At 54.8% G+C, this 17,878-nt stretch carries 20 protein-coding genes; 10 read left to right on the top strand and 10 right to left on the bottom strand.

Annotated features, from left to right (window positions below):
• Positions 1-58: 58 nt before the first annotated feature.
• The 3 genes from fimC to fimA form a co-directional block, all read right to left on the bottom strand.
• Positions 59-751 (bottom strand): type 1 fimbria chaperone FimC, encoded by a 693-nt coding sequence (fimC, locus tag ACLW56_RS07790; protein WP_330983221.1) that lies wholly within the window; start codon positions 749-751, stop codon positions 59-61.
• A gap of 42 nt (positions 752-793) precedes the next feature.
• Positions 794-1,339, bottom strand: a complete 546-nt coding sequence (gene fimI, locus ACLW56_RS07785) for a type 1 fimbrial protein subunit FimI (RefSeq protein ID WP_330983220.1) — start codon at positions 1,337-1,339, stop codon at positions 794-796.
• 70 nt (positions 1,340-1,409) lie between these two features.
• On the bottom strand, positions 1,410-1,961 hold the full coding sequence (gene fimA, locus ACLW56_RS07780) for a type 1 fimbrial major subunit FimA (protein ID WP_330983219.1): 552 nt from the start codon (positions 1,959-1,961) through the stop codon (positions 1,410-1,412).
• Positions 1,962-2,322: 361 nt separating this feature from the next.
• Here fimA and folD point away from each other — a divergent pair, with 361 nt between their 5' ends.
• The 5 genes from folD to ACLW56_RS07755 all read left to right on the top strand — a co-directional run bounded on the left by folD (position 2,323) and on the right by ACLW56_RS07755 (position 6,927).
• Entirely contained in the window at positions 2,323-3,189 is an 867-nt protein-coding gene (gene folD, locus ACLW56_RS07775; protein ID WP_330983218.1) for a bifunctional methylenetetrahydrofolate dehydrogenase/methenyltetrahydrofolate cyclohydrolase FolD, read from the top strand.
• Positions 3,190-3,191: 2 nt separating this feature from the next.
• Entirely contained in the window at positions 3,192-3,404 is a 213-nt protein-coding gene (ybcJ, locus tag ACLW56_RS07770) for a ribosome-associated protein YbcJ (protein WP_330983217.1), read from the top strand.
• 322 nt (positions 3,405-3,726) lie between these two features.
• Positions 3,727-5,226, top strand: a complete 1,500-nt coding sequence (locus ACLW56_RS07765; RefSeq protein WP_330983216.1) for a PTS transporter subunit EIIC — start codon at positions 3,727-3,729, stop codon at positions 5,224-5,226.
• Between the two features lie 89 nt (positions 5,227-5,315).
• The gene (gene malI / locus ACLW56_RS07760; protein WP_330983215.1) at positions 5,316-6,332 is read left to right on the top strand and encodes a Mal regulon transcriptional regulator MalI; all 1,017 of its coding nucleotides are present in this window, start codon (positions 5,316-5,318) and stop codon (positions 6,330-6,332) included.
• 73 nt (positions 6,333-6,405) lie between these two features.
• A complete protein-coding gene (locus ACLW56_RS07755; protein ID WP_330983214.1) occupies positions 6,406-6,927 on the top strand; it encodes a metal-dependent hydrolase in 522 nt (173 codons plus the stop codon).
• A 236-nt stretch (positions 6,928-7,163) separates the two neighbouring features.
• On the opposite strand, the gene cysS is transcribed toward ACLW56_RS07755, so the two are convergent.
• Positions 7,164-8,549: a cysteine--tRNA ligase gene (cysS, locus tag ACLW56_RS07750; protein WP_330983213.1), complete on the bottom strand. Its 1,386-nt coding sequence runs from the start codon at positions 8,547-8,549 to the stop codon at positions 7,164-7,166.
• A gap of 172 nt (positions 8,550-8,721) precedes the next feature.
• Here cysS and ppiB point away from each other — a divergent pair, with 172 nt between their 5' ends.
• Together ppiB and lpxH are read left to right on the top strand one after the other, a co-directional pair.
• Positions 8,722-9,216, top strand: a complete 495-nt coding sequence (gene ppiB, locus ACLW56_RS07745; RefSeq protein ID WP_330983212.1) for a peptidylprolyl isomerase B — start codon at positions 8,722-8,724, stop codon at positions 9,214-9,216.
• Positions 9,217-9,218: 2 nt separating this feature from the next.
• Entirely contained in the window at positions 9,219-9,941 is a 723-nt protein-coding gene (gene lpxH / locus ACLW56_RS07740) for a UDP-2,3-diacylglucosamine diphosphatase (protein WP_330983211.1), read from the top strand.
• Here lpxH and ACLW56_RS07735 read toward each other — a convergent pair whose 3' ends face one another.
• On the bottom strand, positions 9,942-10,205 hold the full coding sequence (locus ACLW56_RS07735; RefSeq protein WP_330983210.1) for a DUF2534 family protein: 264 nt from the start codon (positions 10,203-10,205) through the stop codon (positions 9,942-9,944).
• A 244-nt stretch (positions 10,206-10,449) separates the two neighbouring features.
• On the opposite strand from ACLW56_RS07735, the gene ACLW56_RS07730 reads away from it, so the two are divergent.
• The gene (locus tag ACLW56_RS07730) at positions 10,450-10,608 is read left to right on the top strand and encodes a hypothetical protein (protein WP_330983209.1); all 159 of its coding nucleotides are present in this window, start codon (positions 10,450-10,452) and stop codon (positions 10,606-10,608) included.
• Here ACLW56_RS07730 and ACLW56_RS07725 read toward each other — a convergent pair.
• Positions 10,605-11,219 (bottom strand): Fic/DOC family protein, encoded by a 615-nt coding sequence (locus tag ACLW56_RS07725; RefSeq protein WP_330983208.1) that lies wholly within the window; start codon positions 11,217-11,219, stop codon positions 10,605-10,607. The genes ACLW56_RS07730 and ACLW56_RS07725 overlap by 4 nt on opposite strands.
• A gap of 419 nt (positions 11,220-11,638) precedes the next feature.
• Between ACLW56_RS07725 and purE the strand changes: the two genes are divergently transcribed.
• A complete protein-coding gene (gene purE, locus ACLW56_RS07720; protein ID WP_154160146.1) occupies positions 11,639-12,148 on the top strand; it encodes a 5-(carboxyamino)imidazole ribonucleotide mutase in 510 nt (169 codons plus the stop codon).
• Positions 12,145-13,212, top strand: a complete 1,068-nt coding sequence (purK, locus tag ACLW56_RS07715) for a 5-(carboxyamino)imidazole ribonucleotide synthase (RefSeq protein WP_330983207.1) — start codon at positions 12,145-12,147, stop codon at positions 13,210-13,212. Before purE ends, purK begins: the two co-directional genes overlap by 4 nt.
• A gap of 19 nt (positions 13,213-13,231) precedes the next feature.
• Here purK and ACLW56_RS07710 read toward each other — a convergent pair whose 3' ends face one another.
• The 4 genes from ACLW56_RS07710 to ACLW56_RS07695 are packed head-to-tail and all read right to left on the bottom strand — an operon-like array spanning position 13,232 to position 17,877.
• Positions 13,232-14,125 carry a carbamate kinase gene (locus ACLW56_RS07710; RefSeq protein ID WP_330983206.1) on the bottom strand — a complete coding sequence of 298 codons (894 nt, stop codon included), beginning with the start codon at positions 14,123-14,125 and terminating at the stop codon, positions 13,232-13,234.
• 3 nt (positions 14,126-14,128) lie between these two features.
• Positions 14,129-14,944 (bottom strand): DUF2877 domain-containing protein, encoded by an 816-nt coding sequence (locus ACLW56_RS07705; RefSeq protein WP_330983205.1) that lies wholly within the window; start codon positions 14,942-14,944, stop codon positions 14,129-14,131.
• A complete protein-coding gene (locus tag ACLW56_RS07700) occupies positions 14,944-16,200 on the bottom strand; it encodes a DUF1116 domain-containing protein (protein WP_330983204.1) in 1,257 nt (418 codons plus the stop codon). The genes ACLW56_RS07705 and ACLW56_RS07700 overlap by 1 nt, the downstream gene beginning before the upstream one ends.
• A gap of 9 nt (positions 16,201-16,209) precedes the next feature.
• A complete protein-coding gene (locus ACLW56_RS07695; protein WP_330983203.1) occupies positions 16,210-17,877 on the bottom strand; it encodes an acyl-CoA synthetase FdrA in 1,668 nt (555 codons plus the stop codon).
• Between the last annotated feature and the right edge of the window lies 1 nt (position 17,878).

The following is a 17,878-nucleotide window of genomic DNA, read 5'->3' as shown; positions in this document are numbered from 1 at the left end:
ACCAGCAGTTTCAACCGCGGCCAGCGTCGGGCAGTGGAGGCGACAGTAAGGGTGCTCATTACAAATTCACACGGCGGACAGGCGTGATGGCGCCATAATCATTCACACTCTGCCAACTCAGCACGCCCGGTGCCGCAGCAGGCAACGAAACGCTGGCGCTACTTTTCGGCGCGATCATGACGTTGTCGACTTTCTTCCCGCCCATTTGCAGATTCACCAGCGTGATGTAATACGGCGAGGGATTGCTGATACTCAGGGTGCCGCCGCTACGGGTAAACGCCAGTTTTTCCAGCGCCGGAGCGGGCTGAATCTCAAGATTTTGCGGGCGGACAAACAGCTTGATGCGCGAGAGGATCGCCAGTTGCAGCACGTTGTTACCGTCTGCGTTTTTCTTGTCCATCGAAGGAATTGCTTTCACGTTCAGGTAGAACAGCGTTTCCCGGTCAGCAGGCAGCGCAGGCCCGGCATAGATAATACGCAGCGTGTTTTCACTGTTCGGCTCGCTGACAAACAGCGGTGGCGTGATGACGAACGTTTTCTCTTTCTGCCCGGTAGCGTTCTCAATCCACGCATTGATCAGGTAGCGTTCCTGCTTATTGCTGTTGCTCAGCGCCAGAGAGGTTTGTTTGGCATTCTCGGGATAAATCACCCGAGTCGCGCCCAGCGCGATCCCACCCGCCGCTTTGGCAGGCATCACACAACTCCATAACAGCAGTGACAGCAACGTCGTCGCTTTAATAAGGCGGATCATAGCGAAATAACCTGTTTTTTATTTTCTGATGCAGTCTGGTCTTTACGGATACACCAACGTAAACCAGACATCGGTGAGTAAATTCCCTGGAACCAATGGCAAAGAAATAACGCGATAACGCGCGCTAAAGTGCAACGTCATTTCTTTGGTGGTTATCGGTAAATAATAATTTGGTGATGCGTTGGGAATAATCAGCTGTTGCTGAGGGTCAAACAGCGCTAACCCCAGCCCGCTTTCGCCAGGCATGCCGCTGGCCTGCGCTGAGGAAACAAACACCTGAGGATCTTCCGCCGGGCTAAGCCCCTGAAAGCTCACCCCCACCAGGCTTGCGACATCCGGCTGACACTCCACCAGATGCAGTGAAAAAGGCACCGTGACCGTGGAATAACTGCCGACTTCACCGAAGGTGTTGGTGCGGTACTGGCCCATGTCTACCCGCATTGACTGACTGTCGGGGGCAACGGCACAGGCGCTGTTGACCAGCTCGCCCCGCATCTTTACGCGACCGCCATCCACCACCACGGTGTGGGCAAATGCAGGGGCAGTTGTAGCAATGAATAAGGCCAGCAGCGGCAACTTCCATCTCATCGTTTTGTCCCGGAAGCTCTGAAAAGCGCCTCATCCTTAAGGCAATGCTCATCCTGAGCGCGAAGGCGATTTACTCGTATTTCATGACGAAGGTCGCGTCAGCGTTAGCCTGGCCCGGAGTGGTGGTGTCAGCTGTTGCTTTGTAACGTGCGCTGAACTGCAGGGTGTTGGTACCCTGAACCAGGTTCTGCGCAGCAGAGAACACGGTACCGTTCGGCGTCAGCGTTGCAGATGCGTTATCCATGATCTCAATACCCACGCCAGATGCGGTGTCAGTGTTGCTCCCGGAAGCAACAGACAGCAGAGAGGTATCGGTGGCATCAATCTGGCCGGTAAAGGCAACAGCAGCAGTAGCGGCAACCGTTGGATCACAGTCATTCAGCACGATGCTGAAAGGGATTTTGGCAGAAGTATCACCGGTCTTGGTGAAAGACGCAGTACGGTACTGGCCAAGTTCAACGGTCTGGTTAGAAGATTCTGTGCTGACAGCACAGGCAGCGTTCACCAGTTCACCTTTAAAATGCACGTTGCCGCCATTAACGGTTGTGGTGGCTGCATTTGCAGAACCTGCAACAAAACCAATAACCGCCACCAGAGCGAAGGCAATCTTACTTACTTTCATGAGTTTTCCTTGATTTATCTAATTATTCACGGCTGAAGAAACAATCCGAAAAATAACTCCCGTCGTTCCTTTAACACTGAACGGAAATAACCCCGTCGCAGTCGGCATACAATAGACAGATTAATGAATGGGCAATACGTATAAAGGCTGCGATCCGCATCAGTCTCGTCCTAATAATAATTAGGAAAGGGCTACTTATTTCCGTAAACATGGGAAAAAACCTGTCTCTCTTTGTGGTTTTTCTTGTCATCCTGCCCCGCGCACACGATAAAAACGTAAACGGTGACTGACATCACGCCCGGCTTCTGACAAAATATGAGCATCCCCTCTTTTGATAGTGACAGACGGAATCCTCTCTCTGATGGCAGCAAAGATTATTGACGGTAAAACGATTGCGCAGCAGGTACGCTCTGAGGTCGCGGAAAAAGTGAAGGCTCGAGTTGCAGCCGGAAAACGTGCCCCTGGCCTGGCAGTTGTGCTGGTCGGCAGCAACCCTGCTTCGCAAATTTATGTCGGCAGCAAACGCAAAGCCTGTGAAGAAGTGGGCTTTATCTCCCGCTCCTACGATTTGCCGGAAACCACCAGCGAAGCCGAGCTGCTGGAGCTGATTGATACCCTGAATGCCGACGGTGAGATTGACGGCATCCTGGTGCAGCTTCCTCTTCCCGCAGGCATCGATAACGTCAAAGTGCTGGAGCGTATCGCGCCGGACAAAGACGTCGATGGCTTCCACCCGTATAACGTGGGTCGTCTGTGCCAGCGTGCGCCGCGTCTGCGCCCTTGCACACCGCGCGGCATCGTGACGCTGCTTGAGCGTTACAATATCGACACTTACGGTCTGAATGCGGTGATCATCGGCGCCTCCAATATCGTGGGTCGCCCGATGAGCATGGAGCTGCTGTTAGCAGGCTGCACCACCACCGTCACGCACCGCTTTACCAGGAATCTGCGTCAGCACGTTGAGAACGCCGATCTGCTGGTCGTCGCGGTGGGCAAACCGGGCTTTATTCCTGGCGAGTGGATTAAAGAAGGCGCGATTGTGGTCGATGTCGGCATTAACCGCCTCGAAAGCGGCAAAGTGGTTGGCGATGTGATTTTTGACGACGCCGCAGCGCGTGCGTCTTATATTACGCCGGTACCGGGTGGCGTTGGCCCCATGACCGTGGCAACGCTTATCCAGAACACGCTTCAGGCGTGTGAAGAATATCATGATGTAGAGGAACACTGAGAATGGCCACTTTTTCCCTGGGCAAACATCCGCACGTAGAACTGTGCGACCTGCTGAAACTCGAAGGCTGGAGCGAGAGCGGCGCGCAGGCGAAGATCTTTATCGCCGAAGGCCAGGTCACCGTGGATGGCGTGGTGGAAACCCGCAAGCGCTGCAAGATTATCGCCGGTCAAACCGTCAGCTTTGACGGCCAGAGCATTACCGTTATCGCCTAATCCCTGACATTTTGCCGTCGCTGTTGCCCGGTGGCGGCTTCGCCTTACCGGGCCTACAACCCAACCTCAATCCAGGCTGACGGTCTGGTAGGCCCGGTAAGCGTAGCGCCACCGGGCAGTTCCCTCTTTTCCCTGCCCGTCATCACCCCGTTTTACGATCCACTTCAAAAAAATCAGTAAATCCTCTGACCGAATGTGAAATTTACGTTGCGCGTTACATTCACATCACCGACGATAAGTAGAACGTTCTACTAAAACGTTCTACTTACTACAGCAGCACATAAAAAGTGCATCTCAGGGTCTCAGGTCGGGGGATAACAGCATGAGTCTGTTCTCAGGGTTTGTTAAATCATTGTCAAAACTTTCTATGATTGGTCGCGCCTTAATGCTGCCAATTTCACTGCTGCCTGCTGCGGGTCTGCTGTTGGCCTTCGGCGATAAGTTTCATCTGCCGCTGATGATGAACGCGGGCGGGGTTATTTTCGATAACCTGCCAATGTTGTTCGCCATCGGTTCCGCAGTCGGGCTGGCATCCGAATCCGGTATCGCTGCGCTGTCGGCTGCGGTATCCGTGTTTGTCACCAACATCACCATCAGCACCGTGCTGAGCATTACGCCAGAAATGGCCTCTCAGGGCGGGAAATACGCCATGGTGGTCGGCATTCCAACCCTGCAAATGGGTGTCTTTGGCGGCTTGATTTGCGGCGTGCTGGCGGCGTGGTGTTACAACCGCTTCCATCAGATGCAGCTCCCGGAGTTTCTCGGTTTCTTCTCTGGCAAGCGCTTCGTGGCTATCGCTACAGCATTCCTCTCCTTCATTATGGGCCTGCTGCTGCCATACATCTGGTCGCACATTCAGTCCGGGATCGATGCGCTGTCGGTAGTCGTCAACGGTGACAATCAGGCGGCTTCGACCTTTATCTTCGGCCTGGTTGAACGCGCGCTGATCCCGCTCGGTCTGCACCACATCTGGTATCCGTCCTTCTGGTACTCTTTTGGCGATTACACGACTCAGGCAGGCCAGGTCATTCACGGCGACCAGACCATCTGGTTCAAAATGCTGGAAGAAGGCGTGAAATCCTTCAGCAGCGATTCCTACCAGAACGCCGGTAAATTCATGCAGGGCGAGTTCCCGCTGATGCTGTTCGCCCTGCCAGCCGCTTGTCTGGCGATGTACCACGAAGCGCACACCGCGAACAAGAAAATCGCGGCCGGTATTCTGTTCTCCGCTGCGCTGACCTGCTTCCTGACCGGGATCACCGAGCCGGTTGAATTCACCTTTATCTTCGTTGCGCCAATCCTGTACGTGTTCAACGCCATCATGGCGGGCCTGGCCTACATGACCATGTACCTGATGCACGCGCACATTGCGAAGTCGTTCTCTGCCGGGTTCATTGACTACCTGTCCTTCGGCATCCTGCCGTCCTTCAACGGCTACCAGACCAACTTCCTCAGCGCGGTGATCATCGGGATCCCGATGGGGCTGATTTATTACTTCACCTTCCGCTTTGTTATCCGTCGCTTCGATGTGAAAACGCCGGGCCGCACCAGCGCCACCGCCAATGCGAATGACAAAACGGACACCGAACTGGCCACGGAAATTATCAGCCTGCTGGGCGGAGCGCAGAACATCGATTCTGTCGGTTCCTGTATCACTCGTCTGCGTCTGGAAGTGGCGAAAAGCGACATCGTGGATAAAGACGGTCTGAATGCGGTCGGCGCTCGCGGCGTTGTCTTCGTCGGCGATACGGGTATTCAGGTGATTTTTGGCGCCCGCGCGCAATTTATCGCACAAACCATGTCGACGATGATTGGCAAATAAGCGGAAGATGATAGTCTGTCAGCGTCTCCTGCTTCGGCGGGAGAGGTTGTTTTATCTGGCTGATTGCGCGGATGTTTCAGGGAGCAGGTGTGAAAAAAGTCGGCATTATTGATGTGGCGAAACAGGCGGGCGTCTCGGTCTCGACGGTCTCGCTGGTGCTGCGCCAGAAAGGCAAGATTTCCGACGCCACCATTGAGAAAGTGCAGGCCGCGATTCACGAACTCGGTTACGTCCACAACGTGGCCGCCGCCAACCTGCGGGCAAACACCTCCAACCTGATTGGATTGATCCTGCGAGATTTCAGCGACAGCTTCTCCATCAAAGTGATGGCAAGCGTGGTTCAGGAACTGGAAAAACAAGGCTTTATGGTTTTCCTCGGCCAACCGCAGGATGACCGCGCAAGCCTGGAACGGTGCCTTTTATCGTTCAAGCAACAAGGCGTCGCCGGAGTTATCTATCTGGCCTCAGAAACCAATCGGGCCACCTTGCCTGCGCTGGTGAGCCAGTGCCCACTGCCGCTGGTCGTGGTGTCACAATCGCTGATGGAAGAAAACTGCAATCTGGTGATGAGGGATAACCGTCAGGCGGCCAGCCTGGCAACCCGTTATTTGATTGAACGCGGCCATCGCAGCATTGGCTATATTGGCGGCCAGACCGACTGCCTGATTCGCCAGCAACGATTACAGGGCTTTCGCAGCGCTCTGACGCAAAACGGCATGGTGTACAAAGAAGACTCGGCCCCGGCGTGCAGTGACGATACTCACGCCGCCAGCCTCGCCACACGACAACTGCTTGAGAAAAACAACACCATTACCGCCCTGCTCTGCCACTCGCCCAATGCCATGATTGGCTGCATCAACGGCATTCACCACGTCGGCCGCACCATCGGTAAAGATGTGTTCCTGACTCAACAGGTCGCGCTGATTGGTTTCGAAGACATGCTGCACGTGAACCTGACTTCGCCGTCATTTACTTATGTGTCGTCCGCCAGCGAGGAAACAGGTCGTCAGGCAGCAGGATTAATAATACGCAAGCTCAAAGAACCCGATTTGCAAACCCAGCGCATTACGCTTTCAGGCCAACTGATTGCGCGGGAGTCCGCTTAATTCAGATATTTAATGGCGATTTATCGCCCAAATGACTGCTATAGTTCGCTTTTTCACCCTAAGCGAAATTGACATGCCAACCATCATTACACACGCTGCGGTGCCAATCTGTCTCGGCATTGGTCTGGGAACCCGAGTTATTCCGCCACGCCTGCTTTTTGCGGGAGTTGTATTAGCCATGCTGCCCGATGCCGACGTGCTGGCCTTCAAATTCGGTGTGGCCTACGGCAATGCTTTCGGCCATCGCGGCTTTACGCACTCTTTGCTGTTTGCCTTTGTCGTTCCCATTTTGTGTGTACTCATTGGCCGACGATGGTTTAAAACCTCGCTGCTACGCTGCTGGGCATTTCTGACGGTTTCGCTGTTATCACACAGTCTTCTTGATTCGATAACCACCGGCGGGAAAGGTGTCGGCTGGTTGTGGCCGTGGTCAGATGAACGCTTCTTTGCGCCGTGGCAAGTTATCAAAGTCGCGCCGTTTGCCCTGTCGCGCTATACCACGCCGTACGGGCATCAGGTCATTTTGTCAGAGCTGATGTGGGTGTGGCTGCCGGGGATCGTGGTGATGGGGTTAATGTGGTGGAGAAGGCGCTAATCGACGAGCAACTCGTTTTGTCTTTTCACTTAGTAGAATTATTCCGTTCACTTTATGCCTTGCAGTCACCTCAACTATCTCTGCACGTGAACGGGACAAGGGAGACTCTCGCGTCTCCCTTGTCAATCCCTGCGACCCCATGGGGCTAATAACTTGCCTCTCGCCCAACCCGATTAGCCCATTGCTGAACGTGAAGCGACGATTTTCTTTTGCCGGTAAGCTAGATTGCGGAGAAATTACTTACGACGCCAGGTCGTCCCCTGCGCGCCATCTTCCAGCACGATGCCCATCTCATTCAGACGGTCACGCGCGGCATCTGCTGCTGCCCAGTCTTTTGACTGGCGTGCTTCCAGACGCTGTTTAATCAGAGCCTCGATTTCTGCCACTTCACCGTCGTCGGCCTGCGCACCGCCTTGCAGGAACACTTCTGGATCTTGTTCCAGAAGGCCCAGCACGCCAGACAGTTTACGCATGTGCGCCGCCATCCCGTTTGCTGCGGCCAGGTCTTCACCTTTCAGACGGTTCACTTCACGGGCCATATCAAACAGCACGGAGTACGCTTCCGGGGTGTTGAAATCGTCGTCCATGGCTTCACGGAAACGGGCTTCAAACGCTTCACCACCTGCGGCTTTAACAGAAGCATCCGTACCGCGCAGTGCGGTGTAAAGACGCTCCAGCGCTGAGCGTGCCTGTTTCAGGTTCTCTTCGCTGTAGTTGAGCTGGCTGCGGTAATGGCCGGACATCAGGAAGTAACGCACGGTTTCAGCATCGTAGTACTTCAGCACATCGCGCACGGTGAAGAAGTTACCCAGCGATTTCGACATTTTCTCGCGGTCAACCATCACCATGCCGGAGTGCATCCAGGTGTTCACATACTCGCCATCGTGCGCACAAGTGGACTGAGCGATTTCGTTTTCATGATGTGGGAACATCAGGTCCGAACCGCCACCGTGAATATCGAAATGGGAACCCAGCTGTTTGCAGTTCATCGCAGAACACTCAATGTGCCAGCCTGGACGCCCTTCGCCCCACGGAGAAGACCAGCTCGGCTCGCCTGCTTTGGACATCTTCCACAGCACGAAATCCATCGGGTTGCGTTTAACGTCAACCACGTCAACGCGTGCGCCAACCTGCAGCTGTTCCAGATCCTGGCGTGACAGCAAGCCATAGTTCGGATCGCTTGGCACCGAGAACATTACGTCGCCATTGTCTGCCACATAAGCGTGACCGCGAGCGATAAGCTTTTCGGTGATCTCAATGATCTCATGAATGTGGTGCGTAGCGCGCGGCTCATTGTCCGGACGCAGGATATTCAGGGCATCAAAATCTTTGTGCATTTCGGCAATCATGCGATCGACCAGCGCCACAAAGTCTTCGCCATTTTCATTAGCGCGTTTGATGATTTTGTCGTCGATATCGGTGATGTTACGCACGTACTTCAGCTGGTAGCCCAGGAAACGCAAATAGCGGGACACGACATCAAACGCGACAAAAGTACGGCCGTGGCCAATATGACAGAGATCGTAAACGGTAATACCACACACGTACATGCCGACTTCCCCGGCATGAATAGGTTTGAATTCCTCTTTTTGGCGCGTCAGTGTATTAAAGATTTTTAACATTGAAGATTCCATGTAAACGTGTGTGGTCGTAAACGGCGTATTCTACCTGTAATTCAATCCGGAAGCAGCACGCATTGCAAGGTGATCCAACCTTACGGTTATGCTATAACAAGCCCCTATACGTGACCCGTCAGCGGGTATTCGCACCACTCTATCGTAACAGGATGCAAAAATGGTTACTTTCCACACTAATCACGGCGATATCGTTATCAAAACCTTTGATGATAAAGCGCCTGAAACAGTTAAAAACTTCCTCGACTACTGCCGCGAAGGTTTTTACAACAACACCATTTTCCACCGCGTTATCAACGGCTTTATGATTCAGGGCGGCGGCTTTGAGCCAGGCATGCATCAGAAAGCCACCAAAGATCAGATCAAAAACGAAGCGAACAATGGCCTGAAAAACACCCGTGGTACGCTGGCGATGGCCCGTACTCAGGCGCCACACTCTGCCACCGCACAGTTCTTCATCAACGTGGTTGATAACGACTTCCTGAACTTCTCTGGCGAGAGCCTGCAGGGTTGGGGTTACTGCGTATTTGCTGAGGTCGTCGAAGGCATGGACGTGGTTGATAAAATTAAAGCTGTCGCAACAGGCCGCAGCGGCATGCACCAGGACGTGCCAAAAGAAGACGTTATCGTCACAAGCGTGACCGTCAGCGAGTAATCGTGGCGACACTCTTTATTGCAGATTTGCATCTGCACACAGAAGAACCGGCGATCACCGCCGGTTTTCTGCGTTTTTTACGCGGTGAAGCGCGCACAGCCGATGCGCTTTACATTCTGGGCGACCTGTTTGAAGCCTGGATTGGCGACGACGATCCCGAACCGCTGCACCGTGAAATCGCCAAAGAGATCAAAGCGCTGGTCGATTCCGGCGTGCCCTGCTCCTTCATCCATGGCAACCGTGATTTCCTGCTCGGTAAACGCTTCGCGCGTGAAAGCGGCATGACGCTGCTGCCGGAAGAGCAAGTGTTAGATCTTTACGGGCGCAAAGTGTTGATCATGCATGGCGATACGCTGTGCACAGACGACACCGGCTATCTGGCCTTTCGCACCAAAGTGCATCAGCCCTGGCTTCAGGCCCTGTTTCTTGCTCTGCCGTTATTTATCCGCCGTAAAATCGCCGCCAAAATGCGTAATGGCAGTAAAGCTGCCAACAGCCATAAATCGATGGCCATCATGGACGTGAACCCGCAAGCCGTGGTGCGCATGATGGAAAAACATCAGATGCAGTGGCTCATTCATGGGCATACCCATCGCCCGGCGGTTCACCCGCTTACAGCGAATGGCCGACCTGCAAAGCGAGTGGTGTTAGGTGCGTGGCATGAAGAAGGGTCGATGGTCAAAGTGACCACCGACAGCGTCGAGCTGATCGCGTTTCCGTTCTAATCAGCCGCGATCGTCTTTCGGGCCGAGGAAATAAAAGCCAAACGGCAGTGAACCGATGATGGTGAACATGATGCTGTAAATGGCCGCCCACGCGCCCTGAATAAAGAACATGCCCACATTCCAGTTTTCCATCGGCAGATTGTACTGATCCTCTACGCCCTGAAACGTCACCTTAGTCACCACTGTCACGGCAATCAGAAAGACAATCGCGACAGCGGTCAGAAATTTTTTCCCTTCCGGGGTGCGAAGAATGTGTTTCAGCATACGCTCTCCTCGTGGTTATGCTGCGCTGCGGTGCTTCCGCAGTCATTTAGTCGGCAAGGTAACAACTCCAGTGGCAACTTTACCGTATTTCTGGTCTCGTTGCGGTAAATTTACAGCGGCTAGCACATCAGAAATGTGTGCATCCCGCTTAGCCACTTTTCTGCTGGTTGCTGGCGGCCGCAACGGTCTTGCGAATGGTCTTTGTCAGAACTAAAATCAAAGCTTGTAAAATGAGGCTCAGAGCATGGCAAAACAGAAAGAGCAAGATCCGATCACGAAAACTCAAATTCTCCGAACCGTTGCCAGTTCAACTGCGATCGAAACGGGTAATTCTGTACAGAAAATAGAGCAACAGCTTAAACGTTCTCAGGCGAAGGTTAAGGCTATTGGTCTTGCACGCTAATCCGGCAATATATCATTCACGAGTTGCATCATAGGCTTGTAGTTCCCTGATACGCCCGCCTGAATCGCTTTGAAGTAATACTCTTTGTGTTTATCCCACAAGCTATAATCCAGCAGGCTCCACCCCGCCTGAACCGACAGGCTGTCACAAAGTAGCCGTGATAAGCGTCCATTGCCTTCCCTGAAAGGGTGGATCAAAATAAATTCCACATGGCTTTCAGCCAGATAGCGTACGAATTCTGAGCGTGATAAAGATTTCAATGTGCCAGTCCGTGACAAATACTGCCGATCATACCCGGTAATCAGCTGAGGAATTCTGTCTGCCGCTGCAAAGTGAAAGCCGTCCTTAGTCAGATTGGCATGACGCAATCTCCCTGCCCAGTCATACACATTTCCCAGCCATTGGCGATGCCAGTCGCGGATCTGCTCAAAAGCCAGCGGCACAGATAGCGGGTCAGTAAGAAAAAGTTGTTCGTACAGCATCATTAGTAGGCCTGACTCAAGTGACTCCATTTCCTGCTCATCGATGATCCCCAGCTTATTGGCAAGCACAAGACCGCCAGAGCCTGACTGATAGCGCTCCTCCGCTGAATAAAGGTCATATTTTGACAAGCCCTACCTCCGTACTCTGCTCTCGCTGATCGCTGATGACCCGGCCCATCCGGGGCCCGGTAAACATACTACAGCGGAGATACATGGTGCCCCGTCCGCATTCGGCCATTTTACGCAACGGTAGTCATAATAAAGTCCCATATACCCAGATTGCTGACAAAGAAGGAAAAAGCGTGGTTTTTCCTTCTTTGTGGTGAGCAGCCGAAAATCAATAAATTGATTTTCCTTGTTTTTTTATTCGGTACCCTATGACAAATCTCATTCGTTAGAGGTTTGTCATCAGTCCCATATACCCTTTATATTTTCTCAGCACATCCACGTAATCCTGACCGCGCAACCGTTTTCCTTGCCGATTTTCCATGCTATTCTCTGTGGCCTTCAAAGCAGTGTGTTCCACACCCACAGGAGTTTTAAGACGCATGTCTTCCCGCAACAATCCGGCGCGTGTCGCCATCGTGATGGGGTCCAAAAGCGACTGGGCTACCCTACAGTTCGCCGCTGAAATCCTCGATACCCTGAACGTACCGCACCATGTGGAAGTGGTTTCCGCACACCGCACACCCGACAAACTGTTCAGCTTCGCCGAAAGCGCAGAAGAGAATGGCTATCAGGTGATCATCGCCGGAGCTGGTGGTGCTGCACATTTGCCGGGCATGATTGCCGCGAAAACATTAGTCCCAGTTCTGGGTGTGCCTGTGCAGAGCGCAGCGCTGAGCGGTGTCGACAGCCTTTACTCCATCGTCCAGATGCCACGCGGCATTCCGGTTGGCACGCTGGCGATTGGCAAAGCAGGTGCCGCTAATGCCGCCCTGCTGGCGGCGCAAATCCTCGCCACTCACGACAGTGAATTACACCAGCGCCTGGCGGACTGGCGGAAAGCGCAAACTGATGAAGTGCTGGACAATCCAGACCCACGGGGTGCGCAATGAAACAAGTTTGCGTCCTTGGCAACGGTCAATTAGGCCGAATGTTGCGCCAGGCTGGCGAACCGCTGGGTATTAGCGTTTGGCCTGTCGGGCTGGAAGCTGATCCCGAAGCCGTGCCCTTTCAGCAAAGCGTGATCACCGCAGAAATTGAGCGCTGGCCAGAAACGGCACTGACTCGCGAGCTGGCGCTGCATAAAGCGTTTGTGAACCGCGACGTGTTCCCGATCATCGCTGACCGTCTGACGCAAAAGCAGTTGTTCGACAAGCTGGGGCTCGCTACCGCGCCGTGGCAGTTGCTGGCCGATAACGCAGAATGGCCTGGCGTGTTTGAGCGTCTGGGCGAACTGGCGATTGTGAAGCGTCGCACAGGCGGATATGACGGCCGCGGGCAGTGGCGTTTACACGCCGATGAAACCGATCAGCTTCCTGCCGATTGCTATGGCGAATGCATTGTTGAGCAAGGGATCAACTTTAGCGGTGAAGTTTCGCTGGTAGGCGCACGCGCCCACGATGGCAGCACGGTGTTCTACCCTCTGACCCATAACCTGCATCAGGACGGCATTCTGCGTGTCAGCGTAGCGTTCCCGCAGGCCAATGCTCAGCAGCAATCACAGGCTGAAAGCATGCTCACGGCCATTATGAATGAGCTGAACTATGTGGGCGTGATGGCGATGGAATGTTTTATTACACCATCAGGATTGTTGATTAACGAACTGGCCCCGCGTGTGCACAACAGCGGACACTGGACGCAAAACGGCGCATCCATTAGCCAGTTCGAGTTGCACTTGCGCGGTGTGACAGACTTACCGCTGCCGCCGCCAGTGGTCAACAGCCCGTCAGTGATGGTCAATCTGATTGGCACTGACCTGAACTACAACTGGCTGAAGCTGCCGCTGGTGCATCTGCACTGGTATGACAAAGAAGTGCGCCCGGGTCGCAAAGTCGGTCACTTAAACCTGAACGACAGTGACACCGGCCGTTTGAGCGCCACGCTTGAAGCGCTTATTCCCCTGCTTCCGCCGGAGTACGCCAGCGGGATCGCATGGGCACAAGCAAAACTGAAATAAGCGCACCGGAACCTGCATTTCAGGGATGAATGCAGGTTCCCGCGGTTCCCGCCAGCGTTTCATCCAGACGCGATAACGCGCCAATCCACGCAGGTTTTCCTTTCCGACGAACGAAGCCGCTCACCGCAGCCACTTTGGGCCCCATTGATCCATCGTTTTTGGCGAAAGACGCTAACGCATCCGGCGTGGCTTCTCGAATAGCTCTCTGCGTTGGCGTACCCCAGTTTTCATACACCGCATCCGCATCGGTCAGGATGACAAGACCATCAGCATCAATCTGCTCCGCCAGTAATGCCGCCGCCAGGTCTTTATCGATGACCGCCTCCACTCCTTCGCCTTGCGTTGTCACAGGTACTCCGCCGCCACCGCAGCAAATCACGACCTGCCCGGCATTCAGCAACTGGCTAATCGCTTCGCTCTCTTCAATTTTCAGCGGATGCGGCGAAGCCACCACGCGGCGTAAATATTGCCCGTCACGCTTCATCTGCCAGCCGTATTCTTTCTCAAGCGCCGCCTGCTGTTCCGGGGCATAGACCGGGCCGATAAATTTCTCTGGTTCAAGAAACGCCGGGTCGTCTTTTGAAACCCGAACGCGAGTCATCACGCTGACCACTTGCGGCATCCCGGGCTGCTGGCGCAAACAGGTCACCAGCATCGACCCAATCATGCCCTGGCTTTCCGCCACCAGCACATCCAGCGGCCACGGCGCAACATCGCGATAAGCCAGATTTTGCAAAGCCAGCAATCCCACCTGGGGGCCGTTACCGTGAACAATCGCTAAGCGGTAGTGTTGCGCCAGACGAGCCAGCGCGGGCGCGGCACTGGCAATATTGCGATATTGATTTTCGACCGTCAGCGCTTCATTGCGCTGCAATAACGCGTTGCCGCCAAGGGCAACCACCAGCGTTTTCATGTTTTATCCTTTCGTGATGAGTTGACGGGCCAGCCAGAATCCCAGCAGAGTGTCCGCGCCGGAGGTATGCCCGACGCCAAGTAATTTTTCGACGGCCTGCGTAATCCGCAGGCCTCGTTGCAGAGAAGTGGCAAAATGCAGCAAAGGTGAGCCAAACAGGCCCTGACTCGCGTAGCGCAAATAGCTGGCGCTAACCCGCGTGGTGACGACAAACAGATTTCCTGATGCGGCAAAAAAGTTTTCGCACTGCTTTGAGCTGAGCGCGCCGTCCATTTGTGCAGCCAGCAGCATGCCTACCAGCATGTCGTCCGAACTGGGTGTGAGCCCCGGCCCCTTGCCTAGCCACGGTCGCCAGTCCACGATCTCGCCCTGTAACGCTGCGCTGAAGCAATGGCAGAACTGTTTTAGCTCGGATGAGAACGGTGTAGCGATTGCCTGTGAAAGCAATCCACACAGGCCAGTTTCCTCGGGCAAATCCAGCATTGACGCGGGAAGCGAGAGGCAAGCCGAATGCGCTCGTAAAGTTAACGCACAGCGTCTTTGCGGCGGTCGCAGCGTCAGGTGCCCGATGCGGAGAGCTTCCTCATCGGCATCCACCCTCCTTCCGGCCTGGAGCGCCCTGCTGACACGGGTAAAATCCCGATGTCGAAGCAGCCAGCCTCCTGGCGTGAGACCCCGGCCTTGATCGTGCAGCGTGAGCTGTTCGCCTTTGTCCGTATACAGATTGACAGCCCGACGCCAGACACCGCCCACATGCCAGCGCTGAAGATGGGCAGGCGCATGCTGGCTGCCGATCAGAGGCAGGATCTCACCGTTCATCAGACGCCCATTGACTCAGCCAGCGCCCGAAGCGCCAGTTCAAAACAAGCCAATGGAGCACGAACAGTACCCGCGCCGATTTGCCCGATCCCGGCATCTTTGTGCGCAATCCCGGTATTGATCAGCGGCGTGATCCCGGTTTCCACCACCCGGCGAATATCCAGCCCCAGACAAGCGCCCTGGAAATCCCACCCCGGGATCTGCAACTGCATATTGCGTTCGAGGAAAATCTCCGCCATCTCTTCTGAAACGGTTTTCGCCGCCTCAACGCCACCCGCGCCAACAAAGCGCGTGACGCCTGGTGCGGCGATCATGGCTGCGCCACCGATGCCGAAGGTTTCCGTAATCGCGCTATCGCCCATGTCCGGGTTGGCCTGTTCCTGGCTGTAACCTGTGAAGAAGAGTCCTTGTGGCGTATTAACCGGCGCGGTGAACCAGCGGTCGCCCAGGCCACTGACGCGAATGCCGAAGTTATCGCCGTTGCGGGTCATGGCGGTGACGATACTGCCCGCACGAATCTGGGCTCCGGCATCCATTGCCGCTTTGCAGTAGGCCATCGCCAGATTGAGGAAGAACTGATCGGTGGTGGCGAGGAACTCCATCACCTGCGCAATTTTTGCTTTATCGTGATCCAGACGGGCAATCGGCGCGGCCAGCGTGCGCATTAGCAGTGCTGAAGTCGCAATGTTGCGCTGATGGAACTCATCGCCCATGGTGATGCCCTGAGCCATCATCGCCGTTAAATCCAGCCCTTGCGGTAATGTGCTTAGCGCCTGATGCAGCACTGGCATCAACACATCGCGCATCCAGCGCAGGCGGGCCAGCACTTCGTCACCGTACGCGCCAAAGCGCATCACTTTGCCAATCCCTTCGTTCAGGTTGCAGTAGGCCCGATTGCCGTCGGTGTGGTTTTCGACCACCAGCATCGCCATGCTGGCCGACGTAATCCCGCCCATCGGCCCCACGGCATTCACGTGATGGCAAGGAATGAAACGCACGCCGCCGCTTTCCAGTAAGTCCAGCGCTTGTGCTTCGTTCTGCGCCCAGCCTTCAAACAGGCAGGCGCCAATGCAGGCCCCTTTCATCGGGCCCGTCATTTCCTGCCAGCGCATTGGCGGCCCGGCATGCAGCAGGGTTTTTGCCTCATTAAGTTCAGCAATAACGCGGCCTGCGGGCTGCACGTCCAGCCAGTGTGGACGCGCATTACGGATTTTTTCGATCACTGCTTCGTTGGCTTGCGCCACGGATGTGTACATAACAACCTCTTATTGCAAACGTTCGAGTAAACGAGCCAGTTCGGTATTTCCGCCTGCTACCGGAGCCCACTGGAAGTGAACAACCGGCGTTTCGGCGGCCTGGAGATCCAACGCAAAACTGCGCAGGCCAGCGTTAATCACCGCCACGCCTTCAAGCAGAGCGGCTTTGGTTTGAGGAGACTTTGTAGCAGGCGCACGCACCAGCTCAGCCGCCAGTAGCGTCGCTTCCGGAAGGGTGTCGACCACCAGAATGCCCGCGTCTTCCAGCGTGGCGATTTGTTGCGAGCGACACTGCGGATCCTGTTCTGTGCCAGTAACGGTGGCGATGATGTGCAGCGGTGAATCCTGCGTGCGTCCTGATCTTGCCTGATCGCAGGCGGTCACCAGCGAGCTCGCTGGATCTGCGGTGGCCCCATAGCCAATCACCACATCGAGCAGCAGAATGCCGACTTCCGGCTGGTGAGCCAGTTCGGCAATGAGTTGATTACGCAAGGAAGGGTCGATCATCGGATGCGGACGGCCCACGGTGTAGAAATCATCACCAAGATCGACAACCTGATGGCCTTTGCCCTCCAGCATCATGCCGTGCGGGTGGTGGCTATCAGTGTCAATTTGCAGACTTTGCGCCAGCCAACCTGCGGCCTCGGCAGCAAGCGTTCCGCCGGTGTAAAGCCCGCGAATGGTGCGTTGGTGACAGCTCGGTAATGTTGCACGCAGCGACATCACACGAGAAAGCCGACACGCCAGTCTTGCTGCATCATCAAGACTTTGCGCGAACCAGACGTTGCCCTCACAAGGTGCTGGCGGATACCAGCCAAGGAACAACGCGATGACAGGTTTCCCGGTCTTTTTCATCGCATCAATAATACGTGTACGCACTTCTGCGGCTGGCGGTTTAGAGACAAAAGCCAGCACCTGGCTTTGACTGTCTGCGCTAAGCATCTCCAGCGCCGTCAAAGCACTGATCCCGCCCACTTCCGCACTCAGGTCACGCCCACCAAGACCTAGCGCATGGGTGATCCCTTCTCCGCCCAGCGCGATTTGCGAAACCAGTTCCTGAATGCCCGTGCCTGATGCGCCAATGACGCCGATATTGCCTTGTGGCATCACGTTAGCAAAAGCAAGCGGTGTGCCGGCGATCATCGCGGTCCCGCAATCCGGGCCCATCACCAGCAGACCTTTGCTTCGCGCTTGCTGCTTTAAGGCGATTTCATCTTCGAGCGTGACGTTATCGGAAAAAATCATCACGTTCTGGCCATCGTCCAGCGCCTGACGAGCCAGCCCTGCCGCGTATTCGCCCGCAATGGAAATCAGCGTCACGTTGGCGGGCGGTAAGGCGCGAGTGGCGCTCTGCCAACGGCGAACCACCGTCAGAGACTGACTGTTGCTGTTGCCCTGCGCGAGCCCCTTTAAGGCATCGTCCAGTTGGTCGAGAATGGTTTTGGCAATCGAGTCATCTTCGCTTTCTGTGCGTATCGCCACGCAGATATCGTTCGGCGTTGCCGCAGTAAAATCGTCATGCCAGAACCCTGTTGTTTCCAGCAACGTTTTATTGGCTGGCGTGCCCATCATCACCGACACATCATCAACATTTTCATTTTCGCTCAGCTTGCGAGAGATAATCATTAAGCTGACGGAATCCTGAAAACAGCCTTTTTTAATAAAAGCATGGATCATT

Source organism: Pantoea sp. sgz302252 (assembly GCF_047713085.1).
Classification (GTDB): domain Bacteria; phylum Pseudomonadota; class Gammaproteobacteria; order Enterobacterales; family Enterobacteriaceae; genus Scandinavium.
The sequence above is the reverse complement of the archived record's forward strand: the minus strand, read 5'-3'. Positions and strand labels throughout refer to the sequence as shown.

Coding starts and splice junctions, on each gene's coding strand:
- fimC (WP_330983221.1), bottom strand. CDS start 751: ATGATCCGCCTTATTAAAGCGACGACGTTGCTGTCACTGCTGTTATGG.
- fimI (WP_330983220.1), bottom strand. CDS start 1,339: ATGAGATGGAAGTTGCCGCTGCTGGCCTTATTCATTGCTACAACTGCC.
- fimA (WP_330983219.1), bottom strand. CDS start 1,961: ATGAAAGTAAGTAAGATTGCCTTCGCTCTGGTGGCGGTTATTGGTTTT.
- folD (WP_330983218.1), top strand. CDS start 2,323: ATGGCAGCAAAGATTATTGACGGTAAAACGATTGCGCAGCAGGTACGC.
- ybcJ (WP_330983217.1), top strand. CDS start 3,192: ATGGCCACTTTTTCCCTGGGCAAACATCCGCACGTAGAACTGTGCGAC.
- ACLW56_RS07765 (WP_330983216.1), top strand. CDS start 3,727: ATGAGTCTGTTCTCAGGGTTTGTTAAATCATTGTCAAAACTTTCTATG.
- ACLW56_RS07755 (WP_330983214.1), top strand. CDS start 6,406: ATGCCAACCATCATTACACACGCTGCGGTGCCAATCTGTCTCGGCATT.
- cysS (WP_330983213.1), bottom strand. CDS start 8,549: ATGTTAAAAATCTTTAATACACTGACGCGCCAAAAAGAGGAATTCAAA.
- ppiB (WP_330983212.1), top strand. CDS start 8,722: ATGGTTACTTTCCACACTAATCACGGCGATATCGTTATCAAAACCTTT.
- ACLW56_RS07735 (WP_330983210.1), bottom strand. CDS start 10,205: ATGCTGAAACACATTCTTCGCACCCCGGAAGGGAAAAAATTTCTGACC.
- ACLW56_RS07730 (WP_330983209.1), top strand. CDS start 10,450: ATGGCAAAACAGAAAGAGCAAGATCCGATCACGAAAACTCAAATTCTC.
- purE (WP_154160146.1), top strand. CDS start 11,639: ATGTCTTCCCGCAACAATCCGGCGCGTGTCGCCATCGTGATGGGGTCC.
- purK (WP_330983207.1), top strand. CDS start 12,145: ATGAAACAAGTTTGCGTCCTTGGCAACGGTCAATTAGGCCGAATGTTG.
- ACLW56_RS07710 (WP_330983206.1), bottom strand. CDS start 14,125: ATGAAAACGCTGGTGGTTGCCCTTGGCGGCAACGCGTTATTGCAGCGC.
- ACLW56_RS07705 (WP_330983205.1), bottom strand. CDS start 14,944: ATGAACGGTGAGATCCTGCCTCTGATCGGCAGCCAGCATGCGCCTGCC.
- ACLW56_RS07700 (WP_330983204.1), bottom strand. CDS start 16,200: ATGTACACATCCGTGGCGCAAGCCAACGAAGCAGTGATCGAAAAAATC.
- ACLW56_RS07695 (WP_330983203.1), bottom strand. CDS start 17,877: ATGATCCATGCTTTTATTAAAAAAGGCTGTTTTCAGGATTCCGTCAGC.